Raw genomic sequence first — 20,442 nt, 5'->3', positions numbered from 1 at the left:
CCTGCTACCACCTCGTGCAGCCAGTACAAATGAACATTTCTTTCGGAGAGTCCGAAGGAGGGGACGGTTTGTACAGATGATTTTTGGGTAGCAGTGTCCATTTTGGATCCACACATGTTACGAATCTTAGAATACGACCGTATTTTGGGCATTTTGGAAGAACAGGCTTCTTCGGAAACAGGCAAAGCGGCAATCCGGCGACTCACTCCCGTGGGAGAACCGGGAGAGGCTGGTCACATGCTGGCTTCCACTACCGAGGGAATGGATGTAATCCGACTCAAGGGAGGGGTATCCCTCTCCGGTGTAAAGGATATCAAGGGTGCGGTAGATCGGGCTTGGCTGGGCAGCGTGCTCAGTGCAAGTGATTTGCTGAAAGCGGCTGGAACCGCCCGGGCTGGGCGAATGGTAGAAAGTCTCCTAGCCTCTATCGACGAGGAGAGCGCTGAACTTCCTATCTTAAGGGAATTGACCGGCAGGCTGACGGATTTGAAACCACTGGCTCGAGAAATTGATTCTGCCATCGATGAAGATGCCCGAGTTGTCGATGATGCCAGTCCTGAGCTTGCCCGGATCCGCCGGAGTATGATTCAGCTTCAGGGGAGCATCCGAGCAACGTTGGATCAGATGATCAAAAGCTCCCATAACCAAAAGATGCTGCAGGACCCGATCATCACCCAGCGGAACGACCGTTATGTCATCCCGGTGAAAGTGGAATACCGCTCTGCATTCGGTGGGTTGGTTCACGACCAGTCCGCCTCAGGGCAAACGCTGTTCATCGAACCGGAATCGGTTGTTCACCAGAATAACCGACTCCGGGAACTGGAGCTGGAAGAGGAACGAGAAGTCGAAAAAATTCTGGCCCAATTGACCGGGAAAGTAGCTGAAGCGGGCGATGCATTGCTTTCCAACCTCAGCATTCTGACAGAACTGGATGTCATTTTTGCCAAGGCCGAGATGGGCCGGGTTCTCAAGGGTGTTTGTCCGGCTATCAATACGGAGGGCGTCGTTTCCCTGAAAAAAGCCCGCCATCCCCTGATTGACCCGAATCAAGTAGTCCCAATCGACGTGGAAATGGGGAGGGACTATCGGGCCATCATCGTAACTGGGCCCAACACCGGGGGGAAAACCGTCACGCTCAAAACTGTCGGTCTCCTCTCATTGATGGCCCAATCCGGGATGCCGATACCGGCAGAGGAGGGCAGTATCCTACCTGTCTTCAGCGGAGTGTTCGCCGATATCGGAGATGAACAGAGCATTGAACAAAATTTGTCTACCTTCTCCGGGCACATGACCAACATCATCCGTATCTTGGATCGGATTGATGAACGCAGCCTCGTGCTCATGGATGAACTTGGGGCAGGTACCGATCCGACAGAGGGGGCTGCGTTGGCAGTCGCTATTCTAGAACATATCTTAGCCAAAGGATGCCGCCTGGTCGCTACCACCCACTACAACGAATTGAAGGTGTTTGCCCATTCCCGTAAAGGGGTGATCAACGCCAGTGTTGAATTCGACGTAGAGACTCTGCGACCCACATATCGGCTGTTGATCGGAGTGCCGGGGCGGAGCAACGCCTTTGACATCGCCCGTCGCCTCGGGCTTTCTCAGGAAGTCGTTGATGTGGCCCGCTCTCAGCTTTCTACTGAGGAGAACCACCTTGAAGAGATGATTACAGGACTTGCCTCCGACCGGCGCATCGCCGACGAGGAACGGGCAGATGCGGAAAGGCTCCGGGTGGAAGCAGAAAAGCTCCGCCGGGAGTTCGCCGATAAGCTGGAAGCTTGGGAAGAGGAGAAGGGCCGACTGCGTGAAGCCGCTCGTCGGGAAGCAAAGTCTCTGGTCACCCGGACGAAGAGAGAGGCGGATGAGGTTCTCAAGGAACTCCGGGAATGGGCCAAAGCCCGACCCCAGGATCTAAAGGAACATCGGTTAATTGAGGCGAAAAAACGTCTAGATGAAGCCGAACCGGAGACGGATATCCTCCGTCATGATGGGGTGGCAAATGGAAAACTCCGCCGAAAAATCCAGGTTGGAGACGAAGTGTTCGTCCGTAGTTTCGGGCGGAAGGGCCAAGTTACCGAGGATTTGGGCAACGGTGAATTCCAGGTTCAAATCGGTTCTATGAAGATGAAGGCGGCAGAAGAAACCCTGGAGTGGAAAAGTTCGCCCCATCCGGCCAAAGAGGACACGGGTTATACCTCTTATCGCCGCCAGTCTGCCGATGTTCGCCATGAATTGGATCTGCGAGGTAAAATGGTGGACGAAGCGATTCCGGAGATCGATAAATACCTGGATAATGCGTTGCTGGCAGGTTATCCGAAAGTTTCCCTCATTCACGGCAAAGGAACAGGCGCCCTGCGGACTGGAGTGCAAAAATTCCTCCAGCGCCATCCTCGGGTAAAGGAATTCCGCCTTGGAGGTCAGGGAGAAGGTGGTTCCGGGGTCACCGTCGTCGAGTTGCGTTGAATATAGACTGAACCATCAGAAGGTGGGGAAGGCGATGCTGGCACGTTTGGCAATCATTTTGGGCTCAATTGCCCTGATCTTTTTCATCGTTGGATCGATCTGGTTTTTCCTGAACGCGAGATAAGGAGAGGGATATTTATGGATTGGGTGCAGGGTACTTGGGGAGCGGGGTTACTCGCGTTGTTCGCGGCGTTTTTTTTGGTAAGTGAGTTTTTGGTTAAAGCCCGGGGATTAGCGGGGTTGGCAGGGTTGACTTTGTTGGTGTTGTATACCTTGGGGCAAAATCCGGAATGGAACGGATGGGTGGTTGCCCTTCTGGCTTTGGGCTTGATCCTGGTCGTTCTGGATGGAAAGCTGATCCAGGACGGTACCTTAGCCGTGATCGGGCTGCTTTTGATGTTGGCCGGGTTGGTAATCCCTACAGGAGACTGGGTGACGGGAAGTGTCGTTGGGCTGTTGTGGATATTTGGCATTATATGCGGCTTCTTGTCTCTCAAGGTTCTCCCCAGGCGGGAATTGTGGGATCGGATTGTGTTGAAAAGTGCTCTGACACGGGAAACCGGATATAGTTCGGTGAACGCTAAGTACCGGGATTTTGTAGGAAAAGAGGCGGTCGCTGTCACTGACATGCGTCCCACGGGTACGGTGGAAATCGATGGCGGACGCTACAGTGCTGTTTCTGCCGGAATCTGGATTAAAAAAGGCGCCCGCCTCAAGGTGACCAAAGTCGAAGGCACCCGCATCCTGATCGAACCCCTTCAAGAAGAGGGAGGAGAATCTGCCGACTAAAATCAAGACACCGCCTTATGGCGGTGTCTTAAGCTAGTTAACAAAGTCTCTTCATATGCCAAGGGTGGGGGCGACATCAGATATCTTCTGGAGGAACACCATGTTTCAGCTGGAAATCCGGCCCAGTAAACGTTATGTTTTTGCGAGCGGGAAAACCCCTAGCTTCAGCTATGGGGATGAAAGCGAGCATCAGACGAGGGAGGGGTGTTTTTTCCCCTCCCGCAAGTCTGACCATCTTTTCTGTTGATCAACGGCATATTCGTCTAAGCCTGGGAGGGGCAGGTTGGCCCTCAGTTGGATCTTATGTGATCGAGCGGCAACGGTTTCTGTGAAAGACATGGAAAGGGGATGGAACGATGGATGAAGCGTTGGACGTGAAAAACCTGCAAAAATCCTACGGTGAAAATCCGGCGTTGAAAGGGATCACCTTTTCGGTCCGGCCCGGCGTCTGTTTCGGATTGTTGGGGCCCAATGGAGCGGGGAAGTCGACGATGATGAAGGTGTTGACTGGGATTGTCGACGCTGATGGTGGAAGCGCCTCCATCCTCGGAAAGGAGATGGTCCGAGATCGGCAGGCCATCCGGGAACAAGTGGGGTATGTACCCCAATCGATTACGTTGGCCGAAAAATTAAGCGCCTGGGATAACCTCGCATTTTTCGGCGAGATGTATAGGGTGAAGGGAAAACGGCTGAAGCAACGCATCGAGGAGGTCTTGACCCAGACGGGCCTTTTGGATCGAGCACGGGATCCGGTCGATACGTTCTCCGGCGGGATGAAACGGCGAATCAACATCGCGGCCGCTTTGCTCCATCGTCCCAAGCTGTTGATTTTGGATGAACCGACGGTCGGCATTGATCCCCAATCGCGCAACCATATCTTTGAAATGATCCGTTCCCTGAAGGAGGAGGGCGTGACGATCATTTATTCCACTCACTACATGGAAGAGGTAGAGGCTCTGTGTGATGAGATCGCCATCATCGACCACGGGGAGATTATCGCCCAGGGCGATTGGAGAGAACTCCTGGGGCGCCACAGCCAACCGGCGATCTACGTGGAAGCGGAGGGCTTTTCCGACTCCCCGCCGTTGGAAGGGGAATGGAAAAGCCACCGGAAAGGGAAAGGGTGGATTATCGAGACTGACCGTCCGACGGTTGCGATGCAACAGGTGTTGGAGATCGTCGCTCGACGGAAGGTCAAAATCGACGCACTGGAAATGATGCACCCTTCCCTTGAAACCGTGTTCCTGTCCCTGACAGGCACGCAACTTCGGGATTAACCCTGTCGGGAGTGGAGGAGATTCGATTGAAAAGCATCGTGCGGAAAGAATTGAAAATCATGGTGAAAGAAAAGGGGAATTTTTTCTTTCTCATTGTAATGCCGATCTTGTTCATTGTGATGTTCGGGTCGATTTTCGGAAACCAGAACGATACCATCACGGTTCACTATGCTGATCGGGATGTTTCGAAAACCTCGGAGGACTTTTTAGACCGGCTCAAGCACATCGACGGTTTTAAATTGAAATCGGTCAAAGCTTCCTCTGACAAAACGTTAATTCAACAAATCCGCGACGGAAAATTGGCGTCTCTGCTTGTTATCCCCAAGGGCTTTGGAAAGGAACTCCAAACGGGTAAACCGGTTGATCTCCGGTTTTACCGTGACGCCGCGGCGACGGATACTTCTGCGCCCATCCAGGCTGTATTGGAGAATCTCGCCAACGGATATCGCGACCAAAAGCTGTCCGGGGTCTTGGCGGCCATGGGGAAAACCGGAGAGGAAGCCGATCGGACGCTACAGCCCCCCATCCGGATCCGGGAAGTGAAGGAAACCACAACCCACACCGACGCTGTGACGCAAATTGTGCCGGGATACACGGTGATGTTTGTTTTTTTCATCATGATGACCATGGTGAGCCGTTTTCACAAGGACAAAGAATCGGGGATGGTGTCCCGCCTTCGCAGCACGCCAGTGAAGCCTTTGGAATATTTGCTCGGGATGTGGATCCCCGCCTTGATCATGGTGTTGATCCAATGCACGGTGCTACTGGGATTTGGGCACATCTTTTATGACCTTCATCTGGGGGACTTGGTTGCAATCGCCCTTCTCGTCCTGTGTCTCGCCATATGCGGAACGGGCATGGGGTTGGCTCTCTCCCTCTGGGTGAAGGGGGAGAACCAGGGATTGGCCTTCACACAGCTAATCACGTTGGGAGGGGCGGTGGTCGCTGGACTTTGGTTTCCCTATGACATGCTACCTACTTTCGCGCAGGCCATCGGCAAGTTCACCCCCCAGTATTGGGCCCAGACAGGGCTACAGGATGTAATGATCCGTGGAGCCCATATTGGGGATATCCTCCCCATGCTGCTCATCCTGTTGGCTTTCGGCGCGGGAGGCATCCTGATCGCGCTAATGCGCTATAAACAATTTTTGCGCTCAGCCGCCAGTTGAGCAGTAGGGCCCGTGCTTTCGTAAAAAGCCAAACCCCCGTTTTCCAACGACGGTTGGAAACGGGGACTTGGCAACCATCTCACGACATCACCGCAGGCGGTGTCCAGCTTGTTGAAAAAGTCTTTCCACACCACGAAGGCGGGCCGGTTTCCGGCGAAGCGCCTGTTGGACCGACCACCCAGCGGAGTGCCTGGAGCGGGCAGACCCGACATCGCTTCCTACCCAACTTGGTTTGTCAGTAGTCTCGACACCGCCAAAAGGTGGTGTCTTTTTAGGGGGTGGTTTTAGTAGCGAACGGCTCTGTTGGCGTTAATGCGACCGTGAGCCCAGAAAAAACCGGTTCCCCAGATTCGGTCCGCCGTTCTTTCGATGGCAGCGCGAATGTTGCTGGCACTACGGCCCTGGGAGGCGAGAAGGCCCGCCAAACCGGCAACGTGGGGAGTGGCCATAGAGGTACCGGAGAGGCTGACGTATCGTGAATCTTTGTAGGTGGAATAGATGCTGGAACCTGGAGCAGCCACATCCACCCAGGAGCCATAGGTGGAGTAGTACGCCCTGCGGTCATTGGAGTCGGTGGCTGCTACGGCGATGGCGTTGTTATAGTAAGCAGGGTAATTGGGCCAGCTGGTGCCGTTATTACCGGCAGCTGCTACGACGACGGAGCCTTTGTTCCATGCGTAGTTGACCGCATTCTCCAGCGAAGCGCCGCCAGAGGAGGCACCCAGGCTAAGGCTGATCACTTGGGCCCCGTTATCCGCAGCGTGGGAAATCCCGCTGGCGACGTTAGCCAGGGTGCCGCTGCCGTTGTTGTCCAGTACACGAACGGCGTAGATGGAAGCGTTAGGTGCCATACCGGCAATGCCGATTCTGTTATTGGTGGCGGCAGCGGCAATTCCGGCGCAGTGGGTACCGTGCCCGTGACCGTCATTGGGATCCCAATCCCGATCCACATAGTCATATCCTTTTACCACTTTCCCGTTCAGGTCCGGATGGTTAGCTTGAACTCCGGTATCGATGATCGCGATCCGGACTGAACTGGAACTACGGGTGATATCCCAGGCGGCGGGGGCCTGGACTTTTTGCGGACCGTATTGCTGGCTGGAATAATAGGGATCATTGGGGGTCCAAGATGCTTTCATGATGTAGTTGGGCTCTGCATACTCCACGTTAGGATTTTTCTTGTAAGACTTCACTGCCTCTTTGACAGACATCCCCTTTACCTTCAGCACTTCAAAACCCATGCGCGTGTTGCGGGAGATGACTTTGGCATGTTTTTTACCATGTAGTGAGGATTTGACAGTAGCGGTTGTTCCCGGCTTAAACTTAACGATCATCTCACCAGGTACGTACTTGGCGGTTTCCGCCGCGGGCTGGGCACCGACTTGGGCACCGGCCTGGGCCGGCAGGATCAAAGCGACAGTCAACAGGACAGCTGCAATCAAGGCCACATAACGTTTCACTATACATCCCCTCCAAAGTAAGGATGTTTTAAATATTCGCTCTTTTCAATCATATCCCTCCTTGCTAGAGAAAAAATTTATATTTTTTTAAAAACACTCTTCAGATCAAGGGAATGGCCATTTGCTCCCATATGAAGCTGGATGGCCGTTTGTTCGTTTCAGCAAGACATAACAAGAAAAAACAGGGCATCTGTTGGCCCTGGGGATACACAAATATTGGATTAATCACTTAAAAAATGTATTTATCTCATAAAATGATGGATTAGTTCAAGGTACTTGGATTTGAGATGGTGTTCCTCGTTAAAAAATGATTAAAATTACAAGGTTCCAGGAACGAAGAAAATCGGAGCGTTTTTCGTCGCTCCGATTTTCTTCATTTAATAGCATCATTTACCAAAAGGGGGGCGTGGGCGAAAGTTGACCTTTGGCCGTAAAGGAAGGGAGTTTTCAAGGGTAGCATTTTTTTCGTCCTCTTCTTCTTCCGGGTAATGGTGCAAATAAAGCCATTCCGGATGAATTAAGCCCATTGCTAAGGGTGGATAAAAGGAGAAACGGGGCCAGCGGATGTCAAAGACGTGTTTAGGAATCACGGTTATCCTCCTCTGGCTCGGGTGTTCCACAGTATATGGGTCCTGCGGCTTGTTCTATGTCTTCGGGGGCGTTTGCTTTGCTAGGCCAAATCCCACCGTAGCCATTTAGGATAATGGTTTTTCAGCAATCCTCCCGATACCTTACCCCAGCCGATGGGGAAACGGTCGACTGTGACGAGGGTCCAGCCTTTGTCCCCATCAGAAGGGAGGGCTTCTCCGCGCAAGTAGCGAAAGAGGGCCTCGTCATCCGGGTGGAAGGAGACAACCCGCTTCACCTGTTCAGGGGTTAGGGCCAGCGCAAGAGCATGGGAAGGGGCGAAGTGGTTTCGTTTTGCCTGGCCGAGATGGAAGCCAGGCCGGTCAACGACTAGGCCCCTCATCGATGGAAAGTCTGCTGGCACCTGGTAAAGGTGGTCACCGTAAAGAGTGAAAGGACCAGGGAAAAGATCGGTGGAAAGGGTCTCCGCAACAAATTGCCTGTATACCTGTTTTGCGTCCCCATGGACGGGAGGGAATTTGCCAGGCTTCTGGCGGGTGCCTTCTTCTCCAGCAGTCTTCTCTAATAAAGCCACAAAGTGTCCTTCGCCCCGGAGGCAGTGAGGCCAGAGGCGGACAGCCTTGTAGAGGGCCTCCGTTGCACCTGCCCAGTCTGGCCGGGCAGCTCGGAAGTGGGTGGAGCCGGGGACTTCGACAGGGTGGAATTCGGGATGGCTGCCGAGAAACCGATCCAACACCCCTTCGTTTTCCCGAGGGTTGAAGGTGCAGGTGGAATAGGTGAGCCGACCGCCGGGTTTTAGCATCGGGGCGGCTGCTTCTAGAATCTCCAGTTGAAGGTCGGCTGCTGATTCTGTCGACCGTATGCTCCACCGTTCCATGGTCTCGGGATCTTTCCGAAACATGCCTTCTCCGGAGCAGGGAGCATCGATTAGAATCCGGTCGAACCAGCCGGTGAACCGGGCAGTGAGATGGGCGGGATGCTCACCGAGAACGATAGCGTTTTTCACACCGCACCGTTCCAAGTTCTCTACCAGCGCTTTTCGACGTTCGCGACTGATCTCGTTGGCAACGAGGACGCCTCTTCCTTCCATTTTGGCTGCGAGTTGGGTGGTCTTCCCCCCTGGAGCAGCACATAGATCGAGTACTCGCTCCTCAGGGCGGGGATCCAGGGTCTCCACGGGAGACATCGCGCTCGGATCCTGAATATAGTAAAGCCCGGCTGCGTGGAAGACATGCTTTCCCGGACGATCCCGATGATGATCATAAAAGAAGCCCTCCTTGCACCAAGGGATCGGTGTCAGGTCGAAGGGTAAGCGGTCCATGGCTTCATCGGCAGAAATTTTCAAGGAGTTTATCCTCAATCCTCGGGAGGGTTCTTCTTGGTAAGTGGAGAGGAAGGAATCGATTTCTTCCTTCAGAAGTATCTCCATCTGTTTTACGTAATCCTCGGGCAAGCGCATCGGCTACTCCTCCTTCGTAAATCCGTCCCACAAGGATACTCCTGTCGTAACAGTACAATCATCTCACTCCGTTTCCGGAGAAATGAAACAGAAGCGATCGACGTCGAAAAGACCGCCGTCGGTCAATTTCAGGTGGGGAATGACCGGCAGAGCGAGGAAGGAGAGTGTGAGAAAAGGGTTCTCCGTAGACGCCCCGATCTGTCCCAGGGCTGTATCGATCTCCTTTAGTCCGGACAGGACATCAGGGACGTTACGGTCAGAGAGCAGACCGGCGATTGGAAGGGGAAGAACGGCCAGCACCTCTGATCCGGCGGCGACTGCCAGACCACCGCCGACCTTTTCCACGGCGTGGGCCGCCGTCAACATGGAGAGGTCATCTGCGCCCGCCAGGATCAGGTTGTGGGAGTCGTGGGCGACCGTGGAGGCGATAGCCCCTTTACGGATGCCGAAGCCCCGGACGATTCCGAGACCGACCCTTCCCTTGCCCCGGTGACGTTCAACGACGGCTAACTTTAGGAGGTCGTTTTCGGTATCGGGAAAGAACAAGCCATTGTCGACAGCGACCTTCTCTGTGAGATGTTCCGTCACCAGGCTGTCCGGGATGATCCCGATAACCCGTGCATGGCTGCCGGAAAGGGGGAGAGCGAGGTCCTGCTTCGTCAATTTCGGTAGTCGGACACTTTGGGAGAGCGCCTCAGGCACTGGGAAGGATTCTTGAGGGAAGGCTCCTTCCAAGGGTTCTCCCTGCCGGGCGACCAGGCGTCCATTCTTATAAACACGGTTGACCCGGAAGTCCTCCAGGCTATCCAGCAGAAGGAAGTCGGCGTCATAACCTGGAGCGACCGCCCCTTTTGTTTGCAGGCCAAAGCACTCGGCTGTGTTCAGAGTTGCCATCTGTACGGCAGTGAGAGGATCCAACCCCCGCTGAACGGCGAGGCGGATGCAGTGGTTGACGCTTCCCTCTGACTCCAGATCATCCAGGTGTTTATCATCGGTGACCAATAGACATCGGCGGGAATTTCGCTCGTTCACAACAGGGAGCAGGGCATCCAGGTTTTTAGCTACGGATCCCTCTCGGATCATTAGGTACATTCCTCGTGCGAGGCGAGCCTCCGCTTCCGGGGGGGTTACACATTCGTGATCCGTCCGAATTCCTGCACTCATATAGACATTGATCCCGCTCTCGTCTAACCCGGCGCCATGTCCGTCAATTCGGGCACCGGCCGTGTCAACCGCCCCGGCCAGCTTTTTTAGCATGTCCTTTTTGCCGTCCCGAACGGAGGGGTAATCCATCACTTCTCCCAACCCCAGCACCCGGGGGTGGGAATACAGGGGCTGCAAATCCTCTGCTTCCAACACCCCGCCGTTATGCTCCCACGGAGTGGCGGGCACGGAGGAGGGGAGCATGAAGAAGATATCCATAGGGAGGTCTTCCGAGGATTCCAGCATGTAGCGAATTCCCGTTGTGCCGGCGACATTGCCGATCTCATGAGGGTCGGCGATCATAGAGGTCACTCCATGGGGGAGAACGGTTCGTGCGAATACCTCCGGGGTGACCATGGACGATTCAATATGGGCGTGCCCTTCGATCAGTCCCGGGCAGATCCAACGCCCACCGGCGTCGATGTTTTCCTTTCCCTCATAAGATCCGATGCCAGCGAAGGTACCATCCGTGATCGCCACGTCGCCTTTAATGATCCGAGCGTTAAACACGTCGATGATTCGACCGTTTTTGATAACCAGGTCGGCAGGTTCCCGCCCGGCGGCGACGGCGATCCGTTTTTGCAGTAAGGGAATATTCATGGATAGGACTCCTTTCAGGTCAAGAGCTGTCAATGGGCAGGTATGGTGGATTTTTCACTGGTTGGGTCTGAAACTAGAAAAGACTTGAGGCACGCGGGTTGCTTTATGAGGGTTTAGCTACCTTTGAAACCCCGGAGTCAAACTTTTCTCTGCCGCATGAACCCCGGCGGTGTAACCGGTGCTGAAAGCGGCTGTGATGTTGTAACCGCCAGTGTAACCGTGGATGTCGAGGACTTCCCCGGCAAAATAGAGACCTTGCTTTTTTTTGGACTCCATCGTTTTAGGCACGATTTCCTTCAAATGGACACCGCCTCCGGTGACAAAAGCCTTTTCGATGGATAAGGTACCCGTTATACGGATGGGAAAGGCTTTCAACAGGCGTAGGAGTTCTTGCCAATTTCCTTTGGGGCGGTTGTCCAGCGTGACATCCTCTGAAAGTGCCGCCTCCCGCAGGAGAAGCGGAACGGCCCGTTCAGGAAGCAGGTTTCTCAAGATGGTTTTCGCCGACTTTTTCCGCCGGGCCAACCACTCGGTTTCCAGTTCGCTGTTGAGGGAGTCGATGGTTCGTTGCGGAAACCAGTCGAGCTCGATACGGACATGGTCGGTGGGAAAAGCGCTTAAGATTTTCACCACGAACTGGCTGCAACGGAGGGCAATCGGCCCTGATAGTCCAAAGTGGGTGAAAATCATGTCTCCGGTGTGGGAAATCACCTTTTTCCCTTTAGGATTGATGACGGTTAGCGTCACTCCCTGAAGGGAAAGCCCTTGCAGCTCTTTGTCCCGGATGAACGATTCATCCGAGGTGAGGGGGACTTCGGTAGGGAACAAATCGGTGATCGTATGGCCGGCCGCTTCTGCCCAGGGGTAGCCGTCCCCCGTCGAGCCGGTCTGAGGAACGGATTTACCCCCGACGGCAATCACGACGGTGCCGGCATGGATCTTTTCGCCAGAGGAGAGGCGGACCCCCACTACCCGGTCGTCTTCAAAGAGAAGGGATTCGACTGGAGTATGGACACGGATGTCTACCTGTAGAGACCGAATCCGGTCCAGCAGGGCGTTGACGACGGCCTGAGCTCTGTTGGCCACTGGGAACATACGACCGTCGTCCTCTTCTTTTAATGCGACCCCCAGGCTTTCAAAAAAGCGGATGATATCCCGGTTGTCGAAGGTGGCAAAAGGGCTGTAGAGAAAACGGCCGTTGCCGGGGATGTTTCGAATGATATCCGCCGGCTCTTTATTATTGGTCACGTTGCACCGGCCTCCGCCGGAGATGGCCAGCTTGCGTCCGAGTTTGTTCCCCTTGTCGAGGAGCAGTACACGGGCTCCGCGTTCTGCTGCTGCCGCTGCGGCCATCAATCCCGCGGGGCCGCCGCCTACCACGATGCAGTCATGGGTCATGTCTACGGACTCCTTGTCTGTAACAGTCATTCTCCATTGTACCGAAGCATTGGCCAAAGTGAAAACCTTCCGCCCGGGATGTTTATAGCATGACTTTCTTTCATGGGGAAATACTGAAAGGGAGTTCGCACTAGAATGGAGGATCATCCGATGAAGACCCCATGGAAGGAGCGGAAATTGGACCGCTCCCTTAAACATAATATGGACACTCTCAACGAGATCCTCGGGGTAACGAAGAGCTTTGATGTCATTTGCCGGGAGCTCACTTACGGTGGGAAAAAATTTGCCCTCTATTTTGTAGATGGTTTTGCCAAGGATGATATTTTGAACCGGGTGATGGCATTTCTGGGCAAGCTGGACGAGGAAGATCTCGGACCGGATCCTGTCCCAAAGTTGTTACATACCTATATCGGCTATCTGGAAGTAGAAACGGAAGATAAGCTGGACGCGATTGTCACGGCTGTTTTGTCAGGGCCTCTCGCCCTCTTGGTGGAAGGTTCAGATCAAGCAATTATGATCGATGCCCGCACCTATCCCGCCCGTAATCCCGAAGAACCGGATATCGAGCGGGTGGTCAGAGGCTCTCGAGATGGTTTCGTCGAAACCCTGGTTTTCAACACCGCTCTTATCCGACGTCGATTGCGGGATCCTTCCCTGCGTATGGAATACCATCAGGTGGGACAGCGTTCCAGAACGGATATCTGCCTTTCTTATCTAGAAGACGTAGCGGATCCAGATCTGGTGGAAGTGATTCGAGACTCTCTCGGAAAGGTAAAGACCGATGGCCTTCCGATGGCAGAAAAAACACTGGAAGAATACATTTTCGGGCGGAATTGGAACCCTTACCCGATGGTCCGCTATACGGAGCGGCCGGATGTATCGGCGGTTCACTTGATGGAAGGGCATGTTCTGGTGATTGTGGACGGATCGCCCAGTGTGATGATTACACCGACCACATTTTTTCACCATGTGCAGCATGCCGAGGAGTACCGACAAAAGCCGGTAGTAGGAGCTGTTCTCCGTTGGGTAAGGTTTTTGGCTATGGCGGCCTCTCTGTTCCTCCTGCCCCTCTGGTACCTGGCTGTTGTTGAGGGGGGCGATCTTGAAATCTTGCGTATCTTTCGTCCGGATAAGCCAGCGGAGCTTCCGTTGTTCCTGCAGATTATCATTGGGGAGGCGGGGGTGGAGATTCTTCGAATGGCTTCAATCCATACCCCTTCCCCCCTGGCGACAGCCCTTGGCCTAATCGCTGCTATTCTTCTTGGGCAGACGGCAGTCAGCGTCGGACTATTTACGCCGGAAACGATCCTCTATCTGGCTGCAGCGGTGATTGGTACCTTTGCTACTCCAAGCTACGAGCTGAGCTTGGCTAACAAATTGACCCGGTTTTTCCTACTGGTGATGACAGCTCTTTTCAAATGGCCAGGTTTACTGGTGGGGTTAGCGGGTTGGTTTTTCCTGTTGGCGAGGACTCGTTCCCTTAACACGCCCTATCTGTGGCCGCTCCTGCCTTTCCATAGCAAATCGCTGTGGGACGTTTTGGTCCGATCACCCATGCCGCTCAAGGAAACCCGCCCTGTCGTGCTTTCCCCGGGCGATCCGGATCGCGGGAAGGGAGAATGAAAGATTTTCCTCCATGGGATTCACCAGTTGGCCGCCCTTCTTCCCTGGGGTTGGCCAACTTTTTTATGCGGATAAGGTTCAAAAGCAAAGAAAAGTTCGGTAAAATGAAAAAAAGTCAGTGTCTTTTATTTGTTTTTCATCTGTCTTGAAATGAATGATTACTCATTCATAGACAAGGAGGGAATCATATGGCTGTGAAAGAGCAAACATGGCTGCGTCATTATCCCGAAGAGATCCCTGCAAATCTCGATTATCCTGAGACGCCACTGACTGTATTCCTTGAGAAAGCCGCTGCGGATTTTCCTGACCGTGAAGCGATCTATTTCATGGGCAAACGGATCTCCTATAGCCAACTGCTTCAGGATGTTTACCGCATGGCCCGGGCTCTGGAAGATCTGGGTGTGCAGAAGGGGGACCGTATCTCGATTATGCTTCCCAACTGTCCTCAATCCGTCATTACGTACTACGCGGTCCTCTTGTTAGGCGGCATCGTGGTGCAGACCAACCCGATGTACAAAGAAAGGGAGTTGGAGCACCAACTGACGGATTCTGGGGCGGAAACGATCATCTGTCTCGATCTCGTTTATACCCAGGTGGCCAAAGTGAAGGATCGAACCCCGCTAAAGCGGATTATTGTCACCAGTATCAAGGATTATCTACCCTTTCCGAAAAACTGGCTGTATCCACTCAAATTGAAAAAAGACGGCATCGATCCGTTCATTCCAGAAAGTGAAGATATCCACTCTTTTTCTGGGCTTTTAAAGAAAGCGCTTCCAGATCCCGTGATATCCAGGGTAGATTCATTGGATGAGATAGCGCTACTTCAATATACGGGTGGAACCACGGGCCTGGCCAAGGGAGCAATGCTGACTCATCGCAATATTGTGGTCAATGTCGTCCAGTCCGGTGCCTGGCTTCACAAAGGGAAACGGGGAAAGGAAAAGCTGTTGGGAATAGTCCCTTTCTTTCATGTTTATGGGATGACCGTCGTGATGAACTACGCTGTATACATGGCGGCTACGATGGTACTCCTTCCCCGCTTTAACGTGGAGGATGCTTTAAAGGTGATTGAACGGGAAAAGCCTAACTTCTTTCCGGGCGCTCCCACCATGTATGTCGCCCTGATTAATCATCCTGATATCCGTAAATATGATCTGTCCTCCATCCAAGCTTGCCTCAGCGGATCGGCTCCCTTGCCGCTAGTCGTCCAAGAGCAATTTGAAAAATTGACCGGTGGACGGCTGGTGGAAGGTTATGGGCTGACAGAGAGTTCCCCTGTGACCCATGCAAACCCGGTCTGGGGAAAAAGGAAACACGGAAGCATCGGCCTTCCCTGGCCGGATACCGATTGTCGCATCGTCGATCCGGGAGATGGGAGAGAGTTGCCCGCAGGAGAAGTAGGCCTGCTTCAGGTTCGGGGACCCCAGGTGATGAAAGGATATTGGAATCGGAAGGAGGAGACGGATCAGGTGCTGAAGGACGGCTGGCTCAATACCGGGGACATCGGCACCATGGATGAGGAGGGGTTCTTCTACATCATGGATCGGGAGAAGGATATGATCATTGCCGGAGGGTTTAATATCTATCCCAGGGAAGTGGAAGAAGTCCTCTATGATCACTCCGCCATTCAGGAAGCTGCTGTCGTCGGCGTGCCTGATCCGTACCGAGGGGAGACAGTGAAGGCCTTTCTTGTTGTCAAACCCGGCTATCAGTTGACGGAAGAAGAGATGAATCGTTACTGCCGTGAGAAACTGGCCAGCTACAAGGTGCCCCGCATCTACGAATTCCGCGATGAGTTGCCCAAGACCACTGTGGGAAAAGTGCTCCGGCGAGTATTGGCGGAAGAGGAAGGCAAGAAAGCGAACTCCAAAGAGGCCCAGTCCATTTAACACGGATTGTAAGGAGCTCCCACTCGGATCATGACCTCCGGACAAGCCTAGGGTTGTCCGGAGGAGGTGCCAACCGCTTTGCGGCCACACACGCTTTTCCTGTGGCTGTTGGTTGGAGCCGGAGGGCACGAAGCGAACATCACTCAATTCTGTGGGAGGAACATTTGGTGTGCAGTCGGATATCCGGTTTCGCATCCTCGCATCGGGGTTTATCCATAACCTCCGGACAGCCTAAGGCTGTCCTTTTCATTGGATTGACCAAGTCTCCATTTTTTCATGCTGGATGTCCGTTGTCTTGGTATAATGATAGGTGGATGCGCTTACATCTTGTCCGGTCTCCTTATGTTGACAGAGCGGGGGGCAATCGAATACACTGATAATTGAATGAACGGTCATTCATTATACGCACCCCAAATAGAAAGGGAACGGGACATATGGCAGCAAAGCGTACCGGAGAAAAATATGAAGCAATTATCGATGCAGCCGTACGGGTTATTGCCCAATTCGGTTATCATCAGGCTCAGGTTTCCAAAATCGCCCGGGAGGCAAAGGTTGCGGACGGGACGATTTACCTTTATTTCAAAAACAAAGATGATGTGCTCATCTCCTTGTTTAACGAAAAGATGGGGGCCTTCATCTCCGATGTGGAACGGGCGCTCTCTGCTGTCCCTTCCCCGGAGGACCAGTTGAAGGAACTGGTCCGTCTGCACTTTGAATACCTGGAGGGGGACCATGAGCTGGCGATTGTCACCCAGATCGAGTTAAGGCAGTCCAACCCGGAAGTCCGCCGCCAGATTGGGTTGATCGTGAAGAAATACTATGATGTGATCGACCAGTTGCTGCGGAGCGGGATCGAGAAGGGCAGCTTTGCCGAGGATTTCGACGTCCGTACCGCTCGCTATATGATCTTTGGCACCATCGATGAAACGGTGACGTCCTGGATCATGAACGATTGCAAGTACAGCCTGATGGGGCAGGTGGAACCAATCCTGCGTCTCTTCCTAAAAGGGATCAGCCGTTAGGGGGAGTTGGGGGCGAACCCATTGTTTTCCGTCCCTTACAGAGAATGATCGGACAAAGGAGGAACCGGAAAATGAACATTTTGGTCTGTTTGAAGCAAACCTTCGATACGGAAGAGCGAATCGTTATTGAAGACGGGCAAATCAGCGAAGAAGGTGTTGAGTTTGTCATCAACCCTTATGATGAATATGCGGTGGAAGAAGCCATCCGGTTGAGGGATGAACATGGCGGCGAAGTAACCGTGATCACGGTCGGGCCGGAACGGGCGGAACAGGCCATGCGTACGGCAATGGCGATGGGTGCGGACAAGGGAATTATCGTAGACGATGAGGAACTGGACTCCCCTGACGAAAATGCAATTGCCAAGGTGCTCGCCGCTGTAGTTAATGATCTGGAGTATGACATCATCCTCGGGGGTTATATGGCTGTTGATGATGGATCCGCCCAAGTGGGGCCCCGCCTTGCAGAACTCCTGGATATCCCCCATATTTCCACCGTTACCAAGCTAACCATCGATGGGGAAACCGTCGAAGTGGAGAAAGATGTGGAAGGGGACGTCGAATACATTCAGGCCAAACTGCCGATTTTGGTCACGGCCCAGCAAGGGCTCAATGAACCTCGCTATCCCTCGCTCCCCGGCATCATGAAAGCGAAGAAAAAGCCTCTCGAGCGCCTGGATGCAGATGATCTGGATGTGGACGAAGATGAGCTGGTGGCCCGGACCGAAACCCTGGATGTATTCCTGCCTCCGGAAAAACAGGCCGGCAAAATCTTGGAGGGGGAACCGGCAGAGCAGGCGAAGGAACTGGTGCAGCTCCTAAGGACGGAAGCCAAGGTAATCTGAGGGAAGAGGAGGAACCATCCATGAGCAAAAATGTACTCGTATTGGCAGATGTGCGGGACGGCGAACTAAGGAATGTAGCCCTGGAGTGTCTGGCTGCGGGGACCAAGGCGGCTGAAGGGGGTGTCGTCACGGCAGCGGTCTTCGGCAGCCAAGGCAAGCAGTTGGTAGAGAAACTCTCCCACTTTGGGGCGGATCAAGTGATCGTGGTTCCCAATCCGCAATTGGACCAGTATACGACGGATGCCTATTTTCAGGCTTTCAAAAAAGTGGTCGAGAAAGTCAATCCGGATATCATTTTTACCGGCCACACCGCTTTTGGTCGGGACGTAAGCCCGAGGGTCGCGGCTCGACTGGATATCGGGATGGTATCCGACTGTACCGACGTGGAGTTAGCGGATGGTCGTCTCATCTTCACTCGGCCGATTTATGCAGGGAAAGCCTTTGTCAAAAAAGCATTCAAGGAAGGCACAATCCTGGCCACTTTGCGCCCGAACAATATCCCTGCCTTGGAAGCGGATACAAGTCGCTCTGCCGTCGTCGAGGAGCTGGAAGTGGAGCTGGCAGCTGATTCCCTTCGAACCCTCGTGAAGGATGTGGTTCGGAAGGCTTCCGACGGCGTCGATCTTTCCGAGGCCAGGATTGTGATCTCCGGCGGACGCGGGGTCAAGAGTGAAGAGGGGTTCCAGCCCCTGCAGGAGTTGGCGGAAGTGCTGGGGGCCGCTGTGGGTGCTTCCCGGGGAGCTTGTGACGCCGGTTACTGTGACTATGGGCTGCAGATTGGACAGACGGGGAAAGTGGTCACGCCGGATCTCTACATCGCTTGCGGGATATCCGGTGCCATTCAGCATTTGGCCGGGATGTCCAACTCCAAGGTGATTGTGGCTATCAACAAAGATCCGGAAGCCAGCATTTTCAGTGTGGCGGACTATGGCATCGTCGGTGATCTTTTTGAAGTGGTTCCCCTGTTGACGGAGGAGTTTAAGAAAGCTCTTGTCGAACAATAAGGCGATTCACAGATAGCAACCGGCGGCGGATTTTTTCCGCCACCGGTTTATTTAATACCGGTACGGGGTATCAGTATTTCAGGCGATGTTTCGGCCTCCGAAACGCTTGGAAGTTTGCCTGTCCCAGTGGTATACTGAGGATATCTCTCACGAGAATGAAGGAGTGAAAAAGCGTTATGTCCATAGCGAACGTCAGCGATCAAACCTTCAGCAACGAAGTCGCTTCCGGCACTGTGCTGGTCGACTTTTGGGCCCCGTGGTGCGGTCCTTGCAAAATGATTTCCCCGGTGCTGGAAGAAATAGATCAGGAAGTGGGCGACAAGCTGAAAATTGCCAAAGTCAACGTAGACGAAAACCCGGATACCGCCGGTCGCTTTGGTGTTATGAGCATCCCGACCCTGATGGTCTTTAAGGATGGGGAGATGGTGGATAAGCTCCACGGTTTCCAACCGAAAGAACAATTGCTGGAATGGCTTAACCCTCATTTCTAAACGGATACGAACGGGAACAAAGCCTGCCCCTAGGGGCAGGCTTTGTTGTATCTCGTTAGCTATTGATATGAGGGTCCGACGGGAATTGAGGATAGGCAGGTTGGCTCTGACCATGCTCTTTCCCGCGGTCTGTCGGTTGCTCCGGGACCGGCCCTGAGGCCTGCGGTGGATTGCCGTTGTCATGGGGCCCTCCGTTGGGATCGGAGCCGTTGGCCCCGCCGGAACCGTCAAAGGGACCCGGTCCGTCTTGATCCGGTACGATAAACCGGCGCAGGCGCTCCTTGTAGCGCAAGGAGAGAATCATAGTGATAGCACTATAGAAGAAAGGCATGATCAGCAAGACGAGCAGGATGTACAGGACGATCATGATGACACCAAAAGCGCTTTCTCCATCGGAGGTTATCAGGGGTATCAGAAATGGGATACCTAGAATCGACAGCAAAGCGATCATAGCCACCGTTCCGGCGATGAGCAGGAGCAAGGTAAAGAAATACTCCTTCGTTTTCTTACGAAACAGCTTGAGGGATAGCTTGAGGGACTCCCAGGGTCCTTTGTTTTCCGCTGTTAAAATGATGGGGGCAAACATGGAAGAAAGGCAGAATAGGAACATCGGGATCAAAAGGAGAACATAAAGGATTACCAAGATGACGGTCATGACCGAATTGCCTGCTTCATTGGCATAAAGGGCCATGATATCCACCAGGATCGCTGGAACCATGATTAAAAAGATGCCGAGAATGATCAGCATCATCTGGAGAAATACTTTCCAGAAATAACGAACCCCGAAGGTAAAGAACGATACGAATTGCGTGTTCCCATCCAAAACGGCTTCGTTGATCATGCCGTACATGCCTGCCGTAGGAAAGGAAAAAGTGAGATAAGTGATGACGATATACAACAGGGTAAAGATTAGGATGCCGATCATGGCTCCGACCCCAAAAGCCGGGTTCAACAGTTCGGCGGAGGGATCGCCGGAAGTGAGCTGATCGGGGCTTAGACCGATGGCGGCCAATCCGATAACCAGGCCGATCATATACAAGATGAAGATGGCCATGGACCAAACAATATAGGATAGGATCGACCCGACCAGCACAGCTCCCCCTATCTTCCATCCATTGCGGCGTAACAACTGGAAATAAGTAGACATCAAAAAGCCTCCTAC

General features: G+C 53.4%; 16 protein-coding genes. 10 read left to right on the top strand and 6 right to left on the bottom strand.

Going from position 1 to position 20,442, the window contains the following annotated elements; translation table 11 throughout:
- The first annotated feature begins 102 nt into the window (after positions 1 to 102).
- The 4 genes from ACFOUO_RS02585 to ACFOUO_RS02570 all read left to right on the top strand — a co-directional run bounded on the left by ACFOUO_RS02585 (position 103) and on the right by ACFOUO_RS02570 (position 5,701).
- Positions 103 to 2,466, top strand: coding sequence for an endonuclease MutS2 (locus ACFOUO_RS02585; protein ID WP_449329106.1), 2,364 nt, complete (start codon positions 103 to 105; stop codon positions 2,464 to 2,466).
- A 138-nt stretch (positions 2,467 to 2,604) separates the two neighbouring features.
- Complete coding sequence (locus ACFOUO_RS02580) at positions 2,605 to 3,255, top strand: NfeD family protein (protein WP_380701857.1); 651 nt, start codon at positions 2,605 to 2,607, stop codon at positions 3,253 to 3,255.
- Positions 3,256 to 3,611: 356 nt separating this feature from the next.
- Positions 3,612 to 4,532 (top strand): ABC transporter ATP-binding protein, encoded by a 921-nt coding sequence (locus tag ACFOUO_RS02575; protein WP_380701856.1) that lies wholly within the window; start codon positions 3,612 to 3,614, stop codon positions 4,530 to 4,532.
- Between the two features lie 26 nt (positions 4,533 to 4,558).
- Positions 4,559 to 5,701: an ABC transporter permease gene (locus ACFOUO_RS02570; RefSeq protein ID WP_380701855.1), complete on the top strand. Its 1,143-nt coding sequence runs from the start codon at positions 4,559 to 4,561 to the stop codon at positions 5,699 to 5,701.
- A gap of 284 nt (positions 5,702 to 5,985) precedes the next feature.
- On the opposite strand, the gene ACFOUO_RS02565 is transcribed toward ACFOUO_RS02570, so the two are convergent.
- The 5 genes from ACFOUO_RS02565 to ACFOUO_RS02545 all read right to left on the bottom strand — a co-directional run bounded on the left by ACFOUO_RS02565 (position 5,986) and on the right by ACFOUO_RS02545 (position 12,409).
- Entirely contained in the window at positions 5,986 to 7,110 is a 1,125-nt protein-coding gene (locus tag ACFOUO_RS02565; RefSeq protein WP_380703217.1) for a S8 family peptidase, read from the bottom strand.
- A gap of 437 nt (positions 7,111 to 7,547) precedes the next feature.
- The gene (locus ACFOUO_RS02560; protein ID WP_380701853.1) at positions 7,548 to 7,751 is read right to left on the bottom strand and encodes a hypothetical protein; all 204 of its coding nucleotides are present in this window, start codon (positions 7,749 to 7,751) and stop codon (positions 7,548 to 7,550) included.
- A gap of 80 nt (positions 7,752 to 7,831) precedes the next feature.
- On the bottom strand, positions 7,832 to 9,208 hold the full coding sequence (locus tag ACFOUO_RS02555; RefSeq protein WP_380701851.1) for an RsmF rRNA methyltransferase first C-terminal domain-containing protein: 1,377 nt from the start codon (positions 9,206 to 9,208) through the stop codon (positions 7,832 to 7,834).
- Positions 9,209 to 9,271: 63 nt separating this feature from the next.
- Positions 9,272 to 11,011: an adenine deaminase gene (gene ade / locus ACFOUO_RS02550; RefSeq protein WP_380701849.1), complete on the bottom strand. Its 1,740-nt coding sequence runs from the start codon at positions 11,009 to 11,011 to the stop codon at positions 9,272 to 9,274.
- 117 nt (positions 11,012 to 11,128) lie between these two features.
- On the bottom strand, positions 11,129 to 12,409 hold the full coding sequence (locus ACFOUO_RS02545) for a BaiN/RdsA family NAD(P)/FAD-dependent oxidoreductase (protein WP_380701847.1): 1,281 nt from the start codon (positions 12,407 to 12,409) through the stop codon (positions 11,129 to 11,131).
- 150 nt (positions 12,410 to 12,559) lie between these two features.
- Between ACFOUO_RS02545 and ACFOUO_RS02540 the strand changes: the two genes are divergently transcribed.
- The 6 genes from ACFOUO_RS02540 to trxA all read left to right on the top strand — a co-directional run bounded on the left by ACFOUO_RS02540 (position 12,560) and on the right by trxA (position 19,280).
- A complete protein-coding gene (locus tag ACFOUO_RS02540; protein ID WP_380701845.1) occupies positions 12,560 to 14,032 on the top strand; it encodes a spore germination protein in 1,473 nt (490 codons plus the stop codon).
- Positions 14,033 to 14,220: 188 nt separating this feature from the next.
- Positions 14,221 to 15,921 (top strand): long-chain-fatty-acid--CoA ligase, encoded by a 1,701-nt coding sequence (locus ACFOUO_RS02535; RefSeq protein WP_380701843.1) that lies wholly within the window; start codon positions 14,221 to 14,223, stop codon positions 15,919 to 15,921.
- A gap of 434 nt (positions 15,922 to 16,355) precedes the next feature.
- Positions 16,356 to 16,943 carry a TetR/AcrR family transcriptional regulator gene (locus ACFOUO_RS02530; protein ID WP_380701841.1) on the top strand — a complete coding sequence of 196 codons (588 nt, stop codon included), beginning with the start codon at positions 16,356 to 16,358 and terminating at the stop codon, positions 16,941 to 16,943.
- A gap of 71 nt (positions 16,944 to 17,014) precedes the next feature.
- Positions 17,015 to 17,785, top strand: coding sequence for an electron transfer flavoprotein subunit beta/FixA family protein (locus ACFOUO_RS02525; protein WP_380701839.1), 771 nt, complete (start codon positions 17,015 to 17,017; stop codon positions 17,783 to 17,785).
- 20 nt (positions 17,786 to 17,805) lie between these two features.
- Positions 17,806 to 18,789 carry an electron transfer flavoprotein subunit alpha/FixB family protein gene (locus ACFOUO_RS02520; RefSeq protein ID WP_380701837.1) on the top strand — a complete coding sequence of 328 codons (984 nt, stop codon included), beginning with the start codon at positions 17,806 to 17,808 and terminating at the stop codon, positions 18,787 to 18,789.
- Between the two features lie 176 nt (positions 18,790 to 18,965).
- Complete coding sequence (gene trxA, locus ACFOUO_RS02515) at positions 18,966 to 19,280, top strand: thioredoxin (RefSeq protein WP_380701835.1); 315 nt, start codon at positions 18,966 to 18,968, stop codon at positions 19,278 to 19,280.
- A 55-nt stretch (positions 19,281 to 19,335) separates the two neighbouring features.
- Here the strand turns inward: trxA and ACFOUO_RS02510 are convergent, their stop codons facing one another.
- Positions 19,336 to 20,427, bottom strand: a complete 1,092-nt coding sequence (locus ACFOUO_RS02510; protein WP_380701833.1) for a hypothetical protein — start codon at positions 20,425 to 20,427, stop codon at positions 19,336 to 19,338.
- Positions 20,428 to 20,442 lie beyond the last annotated feature (15 nt).

Origin of the sequence: Salinithrix halophila, assembly GCF_042650125.1 — a bacterium.
Classification (GTDB): domain Bacteria; phylum Bacillota; class Bacilli; order Thermoactinomycetales; family DSM-45169; genus Salinithrix; species Salinithrix halophila.
The sequence above is the reverse complement of the archived record's forward strand: the minus strand, read 5'-3'. Positions and strand labels throughout refer to the sequence as shown.